This window comes from Azospirillum brasilense, assembly GCF_008365405.1.
GTDB classification, from domain to species: Bacteria; Pseudomonadota; Alphaproteobacteria; order Azospirillales; family Azospirillaceae; genus Azospirillum; species Azospirillum brasilense_D.
Map to the genome: position 1 here is coordinate 26,964 of NZ_QOKV01000017.1, position 15,657 is coordinate 42,620.

The 15,657-nt window shown below is 70.9% G+C and carries 14 protein-coding genes; 13 read left to right on the forward strand and 1 reads right to left on the reverse strand.

Going from position 1 to position 15,657, the window contains the following annotated elements; translation table 11 throughout:
- The first annotated feature begins 9 nt into the window (after nucleotides 1-9).
- The 10 genes from DS837_RS22500 (at nucleotide 10) to DS837_RS22545 (ending at nucleotide 8,955) form a co-directional block, all read left to right on the forward strand.
- Nucleotides 10-882, forward strand: coding sequence for a branched-chain amino acid ABC transporter permease (locus DS837_RS22500; RefSeq protein ID WP_149166789.1), 873 nt, complete (start codon nucleotides 10-12; stop codon nucleotides 880-882).
- 1 nt (nucleotide 883) lies between these two features.
- Nucleotides 884-1,855 carry a branched-chain amino acid ABC transporter permease gene (locus DS837_RS22505; protein ID WP_149166790.1) on the forward strand — a complete coding sequence of 324 codons (972 nt, stop codon included), beginning with the start codon at nucleotides 884-886 and terminating at the stop codon, nucleotides 1,853-1,855.
- Nucleotides 1,852-2,652, forward strand: a complete 801-nt coding sequence (locus DS837_RS22510; protein ID WP_211102392.1) for an ABC transporter ATP-binding protein — start codon at nucleotides 1,852-1,854, stop codon at nucleotides 2,650-2,652. The genes DS837_RS22505 and DS837_RS22510 overlap by 4 nt, the downstream gene beginning before the upstream one ends.
- Complete coding sequence (locus DS837_RS22515; protein ID WP_149166791.1) at nucleotides 2,649-3,413, forward strand: ABC transporter ATP-binding protein; 765 nt, start codon at nucleotides 2,649-2,651, stop codon at nucleotides 3,411-3,413. Before DS837_RS22510 ends, DS837_RS22515 begins: the two co-directional genes overlap by 4 nt.
- A gap of 85 nt (nucleotides 3,414-3,498) precedes the next feature.
- Entirely contained in the window at nucleotides 3,499-4,722 is a 1,224-nt protein-coding gene (locus DS837_RS22520; protein ID WP_247890077.1) for an FAD-dependent monooxygenase, read from the forward strand.
- Nucleotides 4,723-4,857: 135 nt separating this feature from the next.
- Nucleotides 4,858-5,613 carry a maleate cis-trans isomerase family protein gene (locus DS837_RS22525; protein ID WP_149166792.1) on the forward strand — a complete coding sequence of 252 codons (756 nt, stop codon included), beginning with the start codon at nucleotides 4,858-4,860 and terminating at the stop codon, nucleotides 5,611-5,613.
- A 12-nt stretch (nucleotides 5,614-5,625) separates the two neighbouring features.
- Nucleotides 5,626-6,435: an alpha/beta fold hydrolase gene (locus tag DS837_RS22530; RefSeq protein ID WP_149166793.1), complete on the forward strand. Its 810-nt coding sequence runs from the start codon at nucleotides 5,626-5,628 to the stop codon at nucleotides 6,433-6,435.
- Between the two features lie 27 nt (nucleotides 6,436-6,462).
- Complete coding sequence (locus DS837_RS22535; protein WP_149166794.1) at nucleotides 6,463-7,509, forward strand: 2,5-dihydroxypyridine 5,6-dioxygenase NicX family protein; 1,047 nt, start codon at nucleotides 6,463-6,465, stop codon at nucleotides 7,507-7,509.
- Nucleotides 7,506-8,120 (forward strand): isochorismatase family protein, encoded by a 615-nt coding sequence (locus tag DS837_RS22540; RefSeq protein ID WP_149166795.1) that lies wholly within the window; start codon nucleotides 7,506-7,508, stop codon nucleotides 8,118-8,120. Before DS837_RS22535 ends, DS837_RS22540 begins: the two co-directional genes overlap by 4 nt.
- A 91-nt stretch (nucleotides 8,121-8,211) precedes the next feature.
- On the forward strand, nucleotides 8,212-8,955 hold the full coding sequence (locus tag DS837_RS22545; protein WP_149166796.1) for a TetR/AcrR family transcriptional regulator: 744 nt from the start codon (nucleotides 8,212-8,214) through the stop codon (nucleotides 8,953-8,955).
- Nucleotides 8,956-9,150: 195 nt separating this feature from the next.
- On the opposite strand, the gene DS837_RS22550 is transcribed toward DS837_RS22545, so the two are convergent.
- Nucleotides 9,151-10,179 (reverse strand): LacI family DNA-binding transcriptional regulator, encoded by a 1,029-nt coding sequence (locus DS837_RS22550; protein WP_149166797.1) that lies wholly within the window; start codon nucleotides 10,177-10,179, stop codon nucleotides 9,151-9,153.
- 221 nt (nucleotides 10,180-10,400) lie between these two features.
- On the opposite strand from DS837_RS22550, the gene ptsP reads away from it, so the two are divergent.
- Genes ptsP through DS837_RS22565 form a run of 3 tightly spaced genes read left to right on the forward strand, consistent with a single transcriptional unit; the run spans nucleotide 10,401 to nucleotide 15,652 of the window.
- Nucleotides 10,401-12,926, forward strand: coding sequence for a phosphoenolpyruvate--protein phosphotransferase (gene ptsP / locus DS837_RS22555; RefSeq protein WP_149166798.1), 2,526 nt, complete (start codon nucleotides 10,401-10,403; stop codon nucleotides 12,924-12,926).
- Nucleotides 12,923-13,885, forward strand: coding sequence for a 1-phosphofructokinase (pfkB, locus tag DS837_RS22560; RefSeq protein ID WP_149166799.1), 963 nt, complete (start codon nucleotides 12,923-12,925; stop codon nucleotides 13,883-13,885). Before ptsP ends, pfkB begins: the two co-directional genes overlap by 4 nt.
- Before the next feature lie 39 nt (nucleotides 13,886-13,924).
- Nucleotides 13,925-15,652, forward strand: a complete 1,728-nt coding sequence (locus tag DS837_RS22565; protein ID WP_149166800.1) for a PTS fructose transporter subunit IIC — start codon at nucleotides 13,925-13,927, stop codon at nucleotides 15,650-15,652.
- Nucleotides 15,653-15,657 lie beyond the last annotated feature (5 nt).

Consider the following 15,657-nt stretch of genomic DNA (forward strand, 5'->3'; position numbering starts at 1 on the left):
GAGAACGTCATGGATCTCTTTCCGCAGTTCCTGGCCAACGGGCTGGTGATGGGCGTGTTCTACGCGCTCTCCGCCCTCGGCCTGACGCTGATCTTCGGCCTGATGCGCGTGGTCAACTTCGCCCACGGCGAGTTCTACATGCTGGGCGGGGTCAGCGGCTGGTTCGTCACCAATCACCTGGGCCTCGACTTCTTCAGCGGCCTGATCGTGGTCGCCGCCTTCATGGCCGCCGTCGGCTGGCTGGTCGACCGCTTCCTGATCGAGCGGGTGCGCGGCCAGGGCGAGGAGCCGGGCATCCTGCTGACCATCGGCCTGTCGATCTTCCTGGTCAACGGCACGCTCCTGCTGGTCGGCCCGGCACCGATGAAGGTGGCCGGCGCGGTGGCCGAAGGGCCGCTGTTCTTCGGCCCGATCGCGGTGACCAAGCTGCGCCTGCTCGCCGTGGCGGTGGGCATCGCGCTGATCGTCGGCGCCCATCTGCTGATCCGCCGGACCCGGCTGGGGGCGGCGATGCGCGCCACTTTCCAGGACCCGATGGCCGCCAGCCTCGCCGGCATCCGCACCGGCCACGTCTACGCCGCCACCTTCGCGCTGGGCTGCACGCTGGCCGCGCTGTCGGGGATGCTGCTGGCCTCCATCTACTCCGCCCAGGCGTCGGTCGGCGGCCTCATCAGCCTGAAGAGCTTCGTCGTGGTGATCCTCGGCGGCATGGGCAGCTTCGCCGGGGCCATCGCCGGGGGCCTGCTGCTGGGCGTCGCCGAGGCGATGTGGGGCGGCTACGTCTCCATGGGCATGGTGGACGTGATCGGCTTCGTCCTGGTCATCCTGATCCTGCTGTTCCGGCCCCAGGGCCTGTTCTCGATCCGCACGGAAAGGGCCTGACATGACCCTGGAACGCAACATCCTGCTGGCCTTCCTGGCGGGGGCGGCGCTTCTGCCCTTCGCGGTGACCGACCAGTACATCCTGCACCTCGCCATCATGGCGCTGTTCTACGCGGTGCTGGCGAGCAGCCTCAATCTGGTGGTCGGCTATGTCGGCGAGTTCTCGCTCGGCCACACCGCCTTCCTCGGCACCGGCGCCTACACGGCGGCGCTGCTGTCCACCCAGGCGGGGATGCCGATGTGGGTGACGATCCCGCTGGCCGGGCTGGTCTCCGCCGTTTTCGGCTTCGCCATCGGGGCGATCACGCTGCGCCTGCAAGGCCCCTACTTCGTCATCGTCACCCTGTCCTTCGCCGAGGTGCTGCGCATCGTCGCCAACAACTGGATCGCGGTGACCAACGGCCCGATGGGTCTCGCCGGCGTCGGCCAGAACCTCTTCGGGGACGTGGCCGTCACCGACAAGGCGGGCTTCTTCCTGATCGTGCTGGGCATCGCCGCGGTGGCGCTCTACCTCTCCTACCGCTTCGTCTATTCCAACGCCGGCCGGGCGGCGGTGGCGGTGCGCGAGAACCGCTACGTCGCGCAGTCCATCGGCGTCGATCCCTTCGGCACGGCCATGCAGGCCTTCGTGCTGGGCGCCTTCCTGGCCGGCTTGGCCGGAGGCTTCTACGCCCACTACATCTCCTTCGTCGGGCCGGAGGTGTTCCGCTTCGCCTTCATGGCGACGATGATCATCATGGTGCTTCTGGGCGGCAAGGGCACGCTGATCGGCCCGCTGGCCGGCGCGGTGATCGTGACGGTGCTGGAGGAATATCTGCGCGAGGTGCAGGAACTCCGCCTCACCCTGTTCGGGCTGATCGTCATGGCCATCGTCCTGTTCCTGCCCAACGGCCTGATGGGCTTCATCGCCCTGCGCCGCGAGCAGCAGGCCGCCAAGCCGACCCTCAACGCCGCGAAGGAGCGCACCGTATGACGGCGACCACCGAGCCGACCGCGAACCGGCAGCCGCTGCTGCGCGCCGACGACCTGACCATGACCTTCGGCGGCATCACGGCGGTGAAGGACTTCAGCTTTCACATCGAGCCCGGCGAGATCGTCGGCCTGATCGGCCCCAACGGCGCCGGCAAGACGACCTGCTTCAACATGCTGACCGGCTTCTACGCGCCGAGCAACGGGCGGGTGCGCTTCAAGGGGCAGGACATCACCAACCGCAAGCCCCACGCCATCGCCCGGCTCGGCCTCGTCCGCAGCTTCCAGAAGACCAACGTCATGAAGCGGCTGACGGTCTTCGAGAATGTGCTGACCGGCCATTACATGGCGAGCCGGCAATCCCTCCTCGCCACCTTCTTCCCCGGCGAGGCGGTGCGCCGCGCCGAGCGGGAAGCGCGGGAGAGCGCCGCCGCCATCGTCGAGACGATGGGTCTGGCCCAGCGCATGAACGCCCCGGCGCATCTGCTGTCCTGCGGCGAGCTGCGTTTGCTGGAGGTCGCGGTGGCGCTGGCCGCCAAGCCCAGCCTGCTGATGCTCGACGAACCCGCCGCCGGGCTGAACAGCCACGAGGCCGGAACCTTCGGCGCCGTGCTGAAGACGCTGATCGGGCGCAGCATCGACGCGCTGCTGATCGTGGAGCACAACATGGATCTGGTCATGTCGGTGTCCGACCGGATCGTCGTCCTCAACTTCGGCCGCAAGCTGGCCGAGGGCCGGCCGGCCGAGATCATTGAGAACCGGCAGGTCGCCGAAGCCTATCTCGGAAAGGCCGCCGCATGACGCTGCTCTCCGAATCCCCCTCGCCCTCGGCCATCGCGCAGGCCGTCGACGCGCCGGTCCTCGCCGTGGACGGCTTGCACGTCGCCTACGGCTCCACCGCCGCGCTGCACGGCGTGTCGCTGGACGTGCGGGCCGGCGAGACGGTCGCCCTGATCGGCGCCAACGGTGCGGGCAAGAGCACCATCCTGCGGGCCATCTCCGGTCTGCTGAAGGCGCGCTCCGGCACCATCGTCTGGAACGGCAAGCCGATCGCCAACCTGCCCGCCGACCGCATCGTCGCCGCCGGCATCGCCCACTGCCCGGAGGAACGGCACGTCTGGCCGAACATGACGGTGCAGGAGAACATCGCGCTCGGCGCCTATCTCTGCCGCTCGCGCGAGGAGGTGCAGCGGCGCATCGGCATGGCCTTCCACCGCTTCCCCCGCCTGCGCGAGCGGTCGCGCCAGATGGCCGGGACGCTCAGCGGCGGCGAACAGCAGATGCTCGCCATCGCCCGCGCGCTGATGTCGGAGCCGCGGCTGCTCATGCTGGACGAGCCCAGCCTCGGCCTCAGCCCGAAGATGGCCGACGAGGTCTTCGACGTGGTGCGCTCCGTCAACGGCCACGGCGTCACCGTGCTTCTGGTCGAGCAGAACATCCACAACGCGCTGGGCGTCGCCAGCCGCGCCTATGTGGTCAAGACGGGCCGCATCACCGCCAGCCGCCCCTCGGCGGAGCTGCGCGGCGATCCCGACCTGCTGCGCGCCTATCTGGGCGGCTGAGGCCGCCACACGGCGAAAGGCCGTGTCACGAATAATTAAACGAACGACCGAACAATTCTCGGTCGCCGTCCTTCAGGAGGCAAGAGTGCGAACCAACATGCGAATTGGCATCGTCGGCGGCGGCATCGGCGGCGTCGCGCTGGCCGGCAGCCTGCTCCAGCGCGGCTTCGAGGTCCGCCTGTTCGAGCGGGCGCCGGGCTTCGGCGAGATCGGCGCTGGCATCCAGATGACGCCGAACGCGGTGAAGGTCATCAAGTCGCTGGGTCTGCTCGACAAGATGCTGGCCGCCGGCTTCCTGCCGCAATCGCTGGTCGGGCGCAATTGGCGCAGCGGGCGGGAGAGCTTCCGCACGCCGCTGATCGAGACCTGCCCGGTGCTCTACGACGCGCCCTTCATCCACATCCACCGCGCCGACCTGCACGCCATCCTGGCCTCGCTGGTCCCGGAGAGCGTCGCCAGTTTTGGGGTGGGCTGCACCGGCGTGCGCCAGGACAAGAGCACGGCGGTCGCCAGCTTCAGCGACGGCAGCGAGTTCGAGGCCGACCTGATCGTCGGCGCCGACGGCGTGCGCTCCGTCGTGCGCTCCGCCCTGTTCGGGCCGGAGGCGCCGCGCTTCACCGGGCATATGTGCTACCGCGCCGTGGTGCCGACCGGCGGCGTGGTGGATTACGTCAGCCCCGACGCCTCCTTCTGGTTCGGGCCGCACAGCCACGTCGTGACCTACTACGTGCACGGCGGCAAGGCCGTGAACATCGTGGCGGTCGCCGAAACCAAGGAGTGGGTCGAGGAGTCCTGGAACGCCCCCAGCAGCAAGGAGGAGATGCTCGGCGCCTTCCGCGGCTGGCACCGCAATGTGGAGACGCTCTTCAGCAAGGTGGATCAGGTCTACAAATGGGGCCTGTTCGACCGCGACCCGATGACGAGCTGGTCGAAGGGCCGCATCACGCTGATGGGTGACGCCGCTCACCCCATGCTGCCCTTCCTCTCGCAGGGGGCGGCGATGGCGATCGAGGACGCCCATGTGCTGGCCGAATCCCTGAAGGGGCACGGCGGCGACGTGGCCTCGGCGCTGCGCGACTACGAGGCGGAGCGGCTTCCCCGCACCAGCCGCGTCCAGTTGGAGGCGCGGGAGCGCGGGCGGACCTACCACCTGCCCTCTCCGCTGGCCCAGGCGAAGCGCGACTTCATGTACTGGCTGCGCGGACTCTTCAACCCGCAGGCCACCGGCATCCAGGCCAACTGGGTCTACCAGTACGACGCCCGCGCCTTCCGCCCGAACCTCTCCGACAAGCCGCGCCTCGTGGCGTGAAGCCCCCTCCCTAACCCTCCCCCTCTTCGAGGTGGAGGGGACTGCCGCCGCTTCGCAGAAGGCACCCTCTCCCGCGAGAGCGGGGGAGGGTCGGGGTGGGGGCCAGCCGCCACAAGACATCTCCAAGGACCGACCATGACCAACAAGACCTATCGCATCGGCCAGATCGTCCCCAGCTCCAACACGACCATGGAGACGGAAATCCCGGCGATGCTGACCGCCCACGCGCTGGCGCACGGCACCCGCTTCACCTTCCATTCCAGCCGCATGCGCATGAAGACGGTGAAGAAGGAAGAACTCGCCGCCATGGACGCCGAGTCCGACCGCTGCGCGCTGGAGCTGTCGGACGCCCGCGTCGACGTGCTGGGATACGCCTGCCTCGTCGCCATCATGAGCATGGGCAAGGGCTACCATCGCGTCTCGCAGGAGCGGCTGCACGGGCGCACCGTGGAGAATGGCGGGGCCGCCCCGGTCATCACCAGCGCGGGCGCGCTCGTCGACGGGCTGCACGTGCTGGGCGCCAAGCGCATCGCCCTGGTCGCCCCCTACATGAAGCCGCTGGCCCAACTCGTCGTCGATTACATCGAGCATGAGGGCGTGCAGGTCGTCGATTGGCGCGCGCTGGAGATCCCCGACAACCTGGAGGTCGGGCGCCACGACCCGTCCCGCCTGCCGGGGATCGTCGCCGGCCTGGACACCGCCGGGGTGGACGCCGTCGTCCTGTCGGCCTGCGTCCAGATGCCCTCGCTGCCCGCCATCGCGCAGGTCGAGGCGATGACCGGCAAGCCGGTGCTGAGCGCCGCCGTCGCCACCACCTACGCCAAGCTGAAGGCGCTGGGCCTGCCGACGCGCGTTCCGGGGGCCGGCGCCCTGCTCTCCGGCGCCTACTGACGGGGGGATGCCATGACCAGCAGCACCTACCGCTACGGCGCGAACATCCGCGCCAACGGCATCCGCCAGCATTACCTGCGTTACGGCGGCCAGGGGCGTCCCGTCGTCATCGTACCGGGCATCACCAGCCCCGCCGTCACCTGGGGCTTCGTGGCGGAGCGCTTCGGGCGCAACTTCGACACCTACGTGCTCGATGTGCGCGGGCGCGGCCTGTCGGAGGCGTCGGAGGCGCTCGACTACGGACTGGACGCCATGGCGGCCGACGTGACGGCCTTCGCCGAGGCGCTGGGCCTGCGCGACTACGCGCTGGTCGGCCATTCCATGGGCGCCCGCATCGGCCTGCGCGCGGTCAGCCGCCATGGCGCCGCTCCGGCGCGGCTGGTCATGGTCGATCCGCCGGTCTCCGGGCCGGGCCGCCGCCCCTACCCCGCGCAGCTGCCCTGGTACGTGGATTCGATCCGCCTGATGCGCGAGGGCGCCGACCTGGAGGCGATGCGGCCCTTCTGCCCGACCTGGACGGAGGAGCAGCTCCGCCTGCGCGCCGAATGGCTGCACACCTGCGACGAGCGGGCCATCGTCACCGCCTTCAACGACTTCCAGACCGACGACATCCACGCGGACTTCCCGCGCATCCCCTGCCCGGCCCTGCTGATCGCCGCCGGGCGCGGCGACGTGATCCGGCCGGAGGAGGAGGCGGAAATCCGCAAGCTCCAGCCCGAGCTGGCCGTCACCCGCGTCGAGGGGGCCGGCCACATGATCCCGTGGGACGACCAAGAGGGCTTCTACCGCGCCTTCGGCACGTTCCTCGGCACCGCCGTCTGACCGCCCATCCGGAAAGGGACACGCATCATGCCCGTCAGTGACGCCGATATGGTCCGCGCCTGGACCCATGTTCTGACCCTGTCGAAGCTGAAGCCGCAGGAGGTGGTCACCGTCCTGACCAGCGACGGCACCCACCCGCAGACCCTGCGCACCGCCCTGATCGCCGCCTCCACCCTGGGCGCGCGGGTCAACCGGCTGGACCTGCCGCCGGTCAACGCGGAGCACGCCCACAGCCGCGACAGCCTCGCTTATCTCGGCACCACCCCGCTGACCGGCAACCGCGCCGCCATGGCCGCGCTGAAGGAAAGCGATCTGGTGCTGGACCTGATGACCCTGCTCTTCTCGCCGGAGCAGATGGAGATTTTGGAGAGCGGCACGAAGATCCTGCTCGCCGTCGAACCGCCGGAGGTGCTGGTCCGCCTGCTGCCCAGCCTGGAGGACAAGGCGACCGTGGGCGAGGCGACGGCGCTGCTGAAGGCGGCGAAGGAGATGCACGTCACCTCGCGGGCGGGCACCGACCTGCGCCTGCCCATCGGCGAGTTCCCCACGGTGCAGGAATACGGCTTCGTCGACGAGCCGGGGCGCTGGGACCATTGGCCGAGCGGCTTCGGCTTCACCTTCCCCAACGAGGGGCAGGCGAGCGGGCGGATCGTCCTCGACAAGGGCGACATCCTCCTGCCGATGAAGTCCTACCTGACCTCGCAGATCGAGATGACGGTGGAGAAGGGCTACGTCACCGCCATCACCGGCGGTTTGGACGCCGATCTGCTGAACGACTACATGGACGCCTTCGCCGACCCGGAGGCCTACGCCATCTCCCACATCGGCTGGGGCACGCAGAGGCGGGCGCGCTGGTCGACGCTCGGCCTCTACGACCGGGAGCAGACGCTGGGCATGGACGCGCGGGCCTTCGCCGGGAACTTCCTCTTCTCGCTCGGCCCCAACAACGAGGCGGGCGGGTCGCGCACCACCGCCTGCCACATCGACATCCCCATGCGGAACTGCACCGTCCGGCTGGACGGGCGCGAGGTCGTCCGCGAAGGCAAGCTGCTGGCCGGAAAGGAACTCGCATGAGCGCTACGGAACAAGCCGTCTACGAGCGGCAGGGCTTCGGCCAATCGCTGGGCATCCAGGGGCGAATCGGCCTGCTGATCGTCGATTTCGTCAACGGCTTCGCCGACCCGGCGGTGTTCGGCGGCGGCAACATCGCGCCGGCCATCGCCCGCACCGCGCAGGTGCTGGAGAAGGCCCGCACCATGGGCTGGGCGGTCGCCCACAGCCGGATCGTCTACGCCGAGGATGGGTCGGACGGGAACGTCTTCTCCATCAAGGTGCCGGGCATGCAGACCCTGACGGAGCACGCCGCCATCAGCGCCATCGTGCCGGAGCTGACTCCGGTGCCGGGGGAACTGGTGGTGCGCAAGACGGTTCCGTCGGCCTTTTTCGGGACCGGGCTGGCGCCGTGGTTGACACAGCGCGGCGTCGAGACTCTCTTGATCGCCGGAGCGACGACGAGCGGCTGCGTGCGGGCCAGCGTGGTGGACGCCATGTGCCACGGATTCCGCCCGGTCGTCATGGCCGATTGCGTGGGCGACCGCGCCTTGGCGCCCCACGAGGCCAACCTGTTCGACATCGGCCAGAAATACGGCGACGTGGTTCCGGCGGAGCACATCCTCGCGCTATGAGGATAAAACAGGGTTGAAAGAGGGATCGGGCGTTGCACCATGTTAGACGTTCCATCCGAAGAGTGCCGCCGGGAGTGAGATGAGCCAACCGATGAGCAAAGTCCAGGACGGCGCGCCCGTCGCCGACACCGCGCCGGAGAGCGGCCCGGCGCGGGGCCGCCCCGCGCGCGGCCGCCGCGCCGGGCCGGGCCGTCCGGAGGGCACCAGCAACGTGCGCGACCAGATCCTGGACGCGGCGGAGCTGGAGTTCGCCAACCTCGGCTACGCCGGCACCAGCCTGCGCAACGTCGCCGACCGGGCCGAGGTGACCCAGGCCCTCATCAGCTACTATTTCGGGTCCAAGCACGGGCTGTTCGAGGAGGTCTTCCTGCGCCGCGGCCGGAAGATCGCCGACGAGCGCATGGAGCGGCTGGAGGCGCTGCGCCGCGGCCCTACGCCGCCGCCGGTGCGCGACATCGTCTACGCCTTCCTGATGCCGGCGCTGGCCATGCGCGAGACGGAGGGAGGCCGCACCTTCATGCGGCTCCAGGCCCGGCTGCACACCGAGCCGCCGGAGATTTCCTACAAGCTGCGCAACGAGGCCTACGACGCCTCGACCCGCATCTTCGCCGCCGCGCTGAAGGAGGCGTTGCCGCATCTGTCGGAGCGGGACGTCTACTGGCGGATGACGCTGATGATCGGCGCCTATCTCTACGCCTTCTCCGACACCCACCGGCTGGAGGAGCTGGCGCCGGGCATCTGCAACCCCGGCGACCCGGACGAGATCATCACGGAGATCAGCAGCTTCGTCAGCGCCGGCATGCTGGCCCCGGTTCCGGAACCGGCGCGGGGGTAGGGACGGTTTTCTGGTGAGTGGTTGAATTGGGCTCCCCTCCCGACCTCCCCCCGCTCTCAGCGGACCGAAGGTCCGCCTGCCGCGTCAGCGCAAACCTCCGGTTTGCGCGAGAGCTCCGCAGGGGGAGGAGATAAAGCCCTCCCCTGCGAAGCGGGGGAGGGTTGGGTGGGGGCTCTACGCGACTACTCCCCAAATTCACCCCACTCCCCCCGTCGACCCCCGCGCCACGCAGGTCCCCGACAGCACCACCTTGCGCGTCGCCCGCTCCGGATCGTCGAGCCGTTCGAACAGCAGCGTCATCGCCGCCCGCCCGATCTCGTGGACCGGCTGTTCGATCACCGTCAGGCCGGGGCCGACCAGCTCCGTCCAGGGCTCGTTGTCGAAGCCGGCCACCGCCAGATCGCCGGGAATCGTCAGCCCCAGCGTCCGCGTCGCCTTCACCACCCCCATCAGCAGCAGGCTGTTGCTGACCATCACCGCGTCCGGCATGGCGTCGGAGCGCCGGGCCTCCGCCAGCCAGCGGGCGATCTCCGCCTCCGCCGCTTCCGCCGTCGGCGGGACGAAGCGGGCCTCCGCGTGCAGCCCATGGGCGGCCAGCGCCGCCTGATAGCCGGCGTGGCGCTCCACCGCCGTGGTGCTGGTGTTGCCGAACAGGCCGGCGATGCGGCGGTAGCCCCGCCCATGCAGGTGATCGACCAGCAGGGCGGCGGCCTGCGGGTTGTCCAGCACCACCGAGTCGAAGCGCCCGGCCGGCGCGCTGCGGTCGATCAGCACCACCGGGAAATCGAGGTCGGCCCGGTCGAGCTGGGCCAGGGTGGCGCGGGTCGGCGCGAAGATCAGGCCGGTCACCCGCTCCTCCTGCATCAGCCGCAGGTACATGGCCTCCCGCTCCGGGTTCTCGTCGGTGTTGCACAGGATCACCCGCATCCCGGCCTGGAAGGCGGCGTCCTCCACCGCGCGGCTGACCGCGGTGAAGAAGGGGTTGCGGATGTCCGAGACGATCAGCCCGATGGTCTGGGAATGCTGCGAGCGCAGCCGCCGCGCCGACAGGTTCGGGCGGTAGCCGGTGGCCCGCACCGCGTCCTCCACCCGCGCACGCAGCGCGTCGCTGACCGGGCCGTTGCTGAGCACCCGCGACACCGTGGCGACCGAGACGCCGGCCTCGCGGGCGACATCCTTGATTCCGACGGCCTTGATTCCGGTGGCTTTGACGCTGTCGCTCATGATGATCCGGTCACCGATCCGTCTTGAAATCGTTTTTGAAATCGTTTCCATCCCTTAGGGCCAATCCACCGCCCCATACGGTGCAGTCTGCCCGAAGGAGTCTGCGGATTCAATGCAAACTCCGTTGACAGCGCCCGATGTAATCGTTTTCAATAACAGCGCTGCAAGGACGACACCCAAGACCGCCCGGCGCCAAACCGAACGGAGGAGACGGACCCGCCATGGCCCCCGACGCCAACACCGCCATCATGCCCACCGATCTGCTGCGGCCCGATCTGCTGCGACTGAACGCCAGTCCCGCCGGTAAGGAGGAGGCGATCCGCGAGGCCGCCCAGCTCCTGATCGCCGCCGGCTGCATCGATCCGGCCTACGCCGCCAGCATGCTGCGCCGGGAAGCGGTGGCGAACACCTTCCTCGGCCACGGCGTCGCCATCCCCCACGGCATGGTCGAGGACCGCGGCATGGTCCGCCGCAGCGGCATCGCCGTTCTCCAGGTGCCGGGCGGCATCGAATGGAATCCCGGCCAGACGGCCCATCTGGTGGTCGCCATCGCCGCCCAGTCCGACGCCCACATCGCCGTGCTGCGCCGCCTGACCCGGCTGATGCAGGACGAGGCGCGGCTGACCGCCCTGTTCACCGTCACCGACCCCGCCACCCTCGCCGCCGCCCTCGGCGAGGACGCGCCCGTTGCCGCCCCGGCCACGCCGGGCGGCGATCTGGCGGAGCGCTTCGACTGGGTGGTCGATTACCCCACCGGCCTGCACGCCCGCCCGGCCACCGCCTGGGTGGAGACGGCGCGCGCCTCGGCCGCGCGCATCCAGGTCCGCCACGGCGATCTGGTGGCCGACGCCAAGGCGCTGGTGGCGCTGCTCCAGCTCGGCCTGCGCGCCGGCGACAGCGTGGTCGTCTCGGCGGAGGGCGACGACGCCGTGGCGGCGCTGGCCCGCATGAAGGCGACCATCACCCGCCTGACCGCGCGGGAGAAGGCGGACGCCGCCGCCGCGGCGCAGAAGGCCCGTGTCCCCGCGCGCGGCTGGACGCCGCCGAACCCGCTGCCCGCCGTGCTGGGAATCGGCGCCAGCCCCGGCCTCGCCATCGGCCCGGTGCATGTGCTGCCGCGCGCCACGGTGTCGGTGCCCGACGAGCCGGTGCCGCTGATCGAAGGCGGCGACCGCCTGCACGAGGCGCTGAGCCTGACCCGCCAAAATCTGAAGGCGCTGGCCGACGACACCGCCCGCCGCCTCGGGCCTTCCGAAGCGGCGATCTTCACCGCCCAGGCGGAAATCCTGAACGACACCGACCTCGTGACGCTGGCCTGCCAGCTCATGGTCGAGGGGCACGGCGTCGCCTGGTCCTGGCATCAGGCGGTGGAGCGCACCGCCGCCGGGCTGGCCGCGCTCGACAACCCGGTGCTGGCGGCCCGCGCCGCCGATCTGCGCGACGTCGGCCAGCGCGTCCTGGCGCGGATCGACCCGGCGCTGCGCACCGGCGGCGCGCCGGACCTGCCGGACACCCCCTGCATCCTGATCGCCGAGGACCTGTCGCCCTCCGACACGGCGGCGCTGGACATGGCGCGGGTGATCGGGCTGGCGACGGCGCAGGGCGGCCCGACGTCCCACACCGCCATCCTGGCGCGCACGCTGGGGCTTCCCGCCATGGTGGCGGGCGGCGCCGCGCTGATGGAGCTGGCGAACGGCACCCCGGCCATCCTCGACGGGCAGACCGGACGCCTGCACCTGTCCCCCGCCGAGGCCGACACCGCCGACGCCCGCGCCTGGATCGCGCGGGAGGAGGCCCGCAAGGCCGAGGAGGAGGCCCGGCGCGGCCTGCCCGCCCGCACCCGCGACTGCCACGAGGTGGAGATCGGCGCCAACGTCAACCGCCCCGATCAGGTGGCGGTCGCCCTGTCGCAGGGGGCGGAGAGCGTCGGTCTGATGCGCACCGAGTTCCTGTTCCTGGAGCGCGGCGACGCCCCCGGCGAAGACGAGCAGTACGAGACCTACCGCGGCATGCTGACCGCCCTGGAGGGCCGCCCGCTGATCGTCCGCGCGTTGGACATCGGCGGCGACAAGCAGGTGCCGCACCTTCAGCTTCCCCATGAGGAGAACCCTTTCCTCGGCGTGCGCGGCGCCCGCCTGCTGCTGCGCAGGCCCGAGCTTCTGGAGACGCAGCTCCGCGCGCTCTACCGCGCCGCCAAGGACGGCGGGGCGCTGTCGATCATGTTCCCGATGATCACGGCGCTGGGCGAGGTGCAGGCCCTGCGCGCCGCCTGCGACCGCATCCGGGCGGAGCTGGACGCCCCGGCCGTGCCGCTGGGCATCATGGTCGAGGTTCCGGCGGCGGCCATCCAGGCCGACGTTCTGGCCCGCCATGTTGACTTCTTCTCCATCGGCACCAACGACCTGACGCAATACGCGCTGGCCATCGACCGCCAGCACCCCGAACTGGCGGCGGAGGCCGACAGCCTGCACCCCGCCGTCCTGCGGCTGATCCGCCTGACGGTGGAGGGGGCGGAGCGGCACGGCCGCTGGGTCGGCGTCTGTGGCGGCATCGCCGGCGACCCGTTCGGCGCGGCGCTGCTGACCGGGCTTGGCGTGCGCGAGCTGTCGATGACGCCGCGCGACATCCCCGCCGTGAAGGACCGGCTGCGCGGCAGCGACCTGTCCGCCCTGAAGGAGGCCGCGCGGCGGGCGCTGGAGTGCGAGACCGCCGACGCGGTACGCGCGCTCGACGGAGGTGCTGCATGAGCACGCCCGAAGAGGACATCCGGCCGGTCGTCACCGTCACGCTGAACCCGGCCATCGACCAGACCATCACGGTGGAGGCGCTACGCCCCGGCCATGTCCACCGGGCCAGCGCCGTGCGGCGCAACGCCGGGGGCAAGGGCGTGAACGTGGCGAGCTGCCTCGCCGACTGGGGCACGCCGGTCATCGCCACCGGTCTGCTGGGCAGCGGCAACGCCGCCGCCTTCGAGGCGCTGTTCGCCGCCAAGGGCATCGCCGACCGCTTCGTCCGGCTGCCCGGCGAGACGCGCGTCAACGTGAAGATCGCCGACCTCGCCGCCGCCGACACCACCGACCTCAACCTGCCCGGCCTGACCGCCGACGCCGACGCGCTCGACCGCGTCCGCCGCACCCTGCGCGAGCTGGTCCTGCCGGGCACGCCGGTCCTGCTGGCGGGAAGCCTGCCGGACGGATTGCCAGCGGACAGCTACGCGACGCTGACGGCGGACCTGCGCGCCCAGGGCGCCCGCGTGGTTCTGGACAGCAGCGGCCCGCCGCTGGCGGCTGCGCTGGCCGCCCCGGACCTGCCCTTCTGCATCAAGCCGAACCGGCACGAGCTGGAAGCCTGGGCCGGAAGGCCCCTTCCCGCCGCCGCCGACCTGCTGGAGGCGGCGCGCGGCCTGCATCGCAGCGGCGTCGCGGTGGTGGTGGTCTCGCTGGGGGCGGACGGCGCGCTGTTCGTGGCCGACGGCCCGGCGCTGCACGCCCGCCTGCCGGCGGTCGACGCGCTGAGCACGGTGGGGGCCGGCGACGCCATGGTGGCGGGGCTGATCGCCGCCTTCGGCGTGGATCTGCCGCTGGAAGGCGTGGCGCGCCTGTCGGTCGCCTTCGCCACGGCGAAGCTCGGCTGCTTCGGACCCAACCTGCCGGGGGCGGACGCGGTCCGCGCGCTGGCCGGACAGGTCGAACTCTCAACGCTGTAACGAAATAAGTGGGGCGGGTGTCCGCCCAGGGAGGAAACCATGGCGAACATGCTGGCCGTGATCGCAGCGGGCGATCTCAGCACCCAGGCCGTCCTGGCCGCCGAAGCGCTGCGCAAGGCGGCGGCGGCGCTCGGCCACACCATCCAGGTGGAGGTGCGCTCCAGCCTCGGCGTGCGCAACACGCTGCCCGCCGGGGCGGCGCAGGGCGCGCAGGGGGTCATTCTCGTCGGCTCCGGCGATCTGGGCGAGGAGCGCTTCGCCGGTCTGAAGCGCAGCGCCGCGGCGCTCGACGCCGTGCTGCGCGACGCGCGGGCGGTGCTGGAGCAGGCTCTGGCACCCGCCCAGGCCCCGGCCCAGACGGGCACCAAGAAGATCGTCGCCATCACCTCCTGCCCCACCGGCATCGCCCACACCTTCATGGCGGCGGAGGGCATCCAGCAGGCCGCCCAGGCGCTGGGCCACGCCGTTCGGGTGGAGACGCAGGGCTCGGTCGGCGCCCGCGACACGCTGACCGAGCAGGAGATCCGCGAGGCCGACGTGGTGCTGATCGCCGCCGACACGCAGGTGGACCTCGCCCGCTTCGCCGGCAAGCGCGTCTTCAAGAGCGGCACCAAGCCCGCCATCAACGACGGCCGTGCCCTGATCGAACGCGCCCTGGCCGAGGCGCAGCCCCACGGCGCCGCCCCGGCGCCCGCCGACGGCGTGGCGGCGGGCAAGGCGGAGCCGGCGGCGGCGCAGCGCAGCGGCCCCTACAAGCATCTGATGACCGGCGTGTCCTTCATGCTGCCCTTCGTGGTGACCGGCGGCCTGCTGATCGCCATCGCCTTCGCGCTCGGCGGCATCTACGTGTTCGAGGACAGCCAGCAGGGCACGCTGGGCAACGCGCTGTTCCAGATCGGGGCCAAGGGCGCCTTCGCGCTGATGGTTCCGGCGCTGGCCGGCTACATCGCCTTCTCCATCGCCGACCGTCCGGGCATCACGCCGGGCATGGTCGGCGGCATCCTCGCCGCCAATCTCGGGGCCGGCTTCCTCGGCGGCATCGTCGCGGGCTTCATCGCCGGCTACGCCACCAGCTTCCTCAACCGCAACATCCGGCTGCACAAGAATCTGGAGGGGTTGAAGCCGGTGCTGATCCTGCCGCTGCTCGGCTCGCTGGTCACCGGCCTCGCCATGATCTACGTGGTCGGCGCCCCGGTGGCGGAGGCCCTGGCGGCGCTGAGCGCTTGGCTCAAGGGGATGCAGGGAAGCAGCGCGATCCTGCTCGGCCTGCTGATCGGCGCGATGATGGCCTTCGACATGGGCGGGCCGGTCAACAAGGCCGCCTACGCCTTCTCCACCGGCCTGATCGCGTCCCAGGTCTATACCCCGATGGCCGCCGCCATGGCCGCCGGCATGGTGCCGCCGCTTGGCATCGCGCTCGCCACCAAGCTGTTCGCCGACCGCTTCACCCGGGAGGAGCGCGAGGCCGGCAACGCCGCGGGCATCCTGGGCATCGCCTTCATCACCGAGGGCGCCATCCCCTTCGCCGCGCGCGACCCGCTGCGCGTCATCCCGGCGCTGGTCCTCGGCGCGGCGCTGACCGGCGCCATCTCCATGGGCATCGGGGCGGAGCTGAAGGTCCCGCACGGCGGCATCTTCGTGCTGCCCATCCCCAACGCCGTCACCCATCTGGCGGGTTACGTCGTGGCGCTGGTCGCCGGGACGGTCACCACGGCGATCGCATTGCGCTTCCTGAAGCGTCCGGTCAGTACCGCCGTGACAGCGTAACAGCG

Excerpts from the sequence above, each read along its gene's own strand:
- DS837_RS22500 (WP_149166789.1), top strand. The coding sequence starts at position 10 with ATGGATCTCTTTCCGCAGTTCCTGGCCAACGGGCTGGTGATGGGCGTG.
- DS837_RS22505 (WP_149166790.1), top strand. The coding sequence starts at position 884 with ATGACCCTGGAACGCAACATCCTGCTGGCCTTCCTGGCGGGGGCGGCG.
- DS837_RS22510 (WP_211102392.1), top strand. The coding sequence starts at position 1,852 with ATGACGGCGACCACCGAGCCGACCGCGAACCGGCAGCCGCTGCTGCGC.
- DS837_RS22515 (WP_149166791.1), top strand. The coding sequence starts at position 2,649 with ATGACGCTGCTCTCCGAATCCCCCTCGCCCTCGGCCATCGCGCAGGCC.
- DS837_RS22525 (WP_149166792.1), top strand. The coding sequence starts at position 4,858 with ATGACCAACAAGACCTATCGCATCGGCCAGATCGTCCCCAGCTCCAAC.
- DS837_RS22530 (WP_149166793.1), top strand. The coding sequence starts at position 5,626 with ATGACCAGCAGCACCTACCGCTACGGCGCGAACATCCGCGCCAACGGC.
- DS837_RS22535 (WP_149166794.1), top strand. The coding sequence starts at position 6,463 with ATGCCCGTCAGTGACGCCGATATGGTCCGCGCCTGGACCCATGTTCTG.
- DS837_RS22540 (WP_149166795.1), top strand. The coding sequence starts at position 7,506 with ATGAGCGCTACGGAACAAGCCGTCTACGAGCGGCAGGGCTTCGGCCAA.
- DS837_RS22545 (WP_149166796.1), top strand. The coding sequence starts at position 8,212 with ATGAGCAAAGTCCAGGACGGCGCGCCCGTCGCCGACACCGCGCCGGAG.
- DS837_RS22550 (WP_149166797.1), bottom strand. The coding sequence starts at position 10,179 with ATGAGCGACAGCGTCAAAGCCACCGGAATCAAGGCCGTCGGAATCAAG.
- ptsP (WP_149166798.1), top strand. The coding sequence starts at position 10,401 with ATGGCCCCCGACGCCAACACCGCCATCATGCCCACCGATCTGCTGCGG.
- pfkB (WP_149166799.1), top strand. The coding sequence starts at position 12,923 with ATGAGCACGCCCGAAGAGGACATCCGGCCGGTCGTCACCGTCACGCTG.
- DS837_RS22565 (WP_149166800.1), top strand. The coding sequence starts at position 13,925 with ATGGCGAACATGCTGGCCGTGATCGCAGCGGGCGATCTCAGCACCCAG.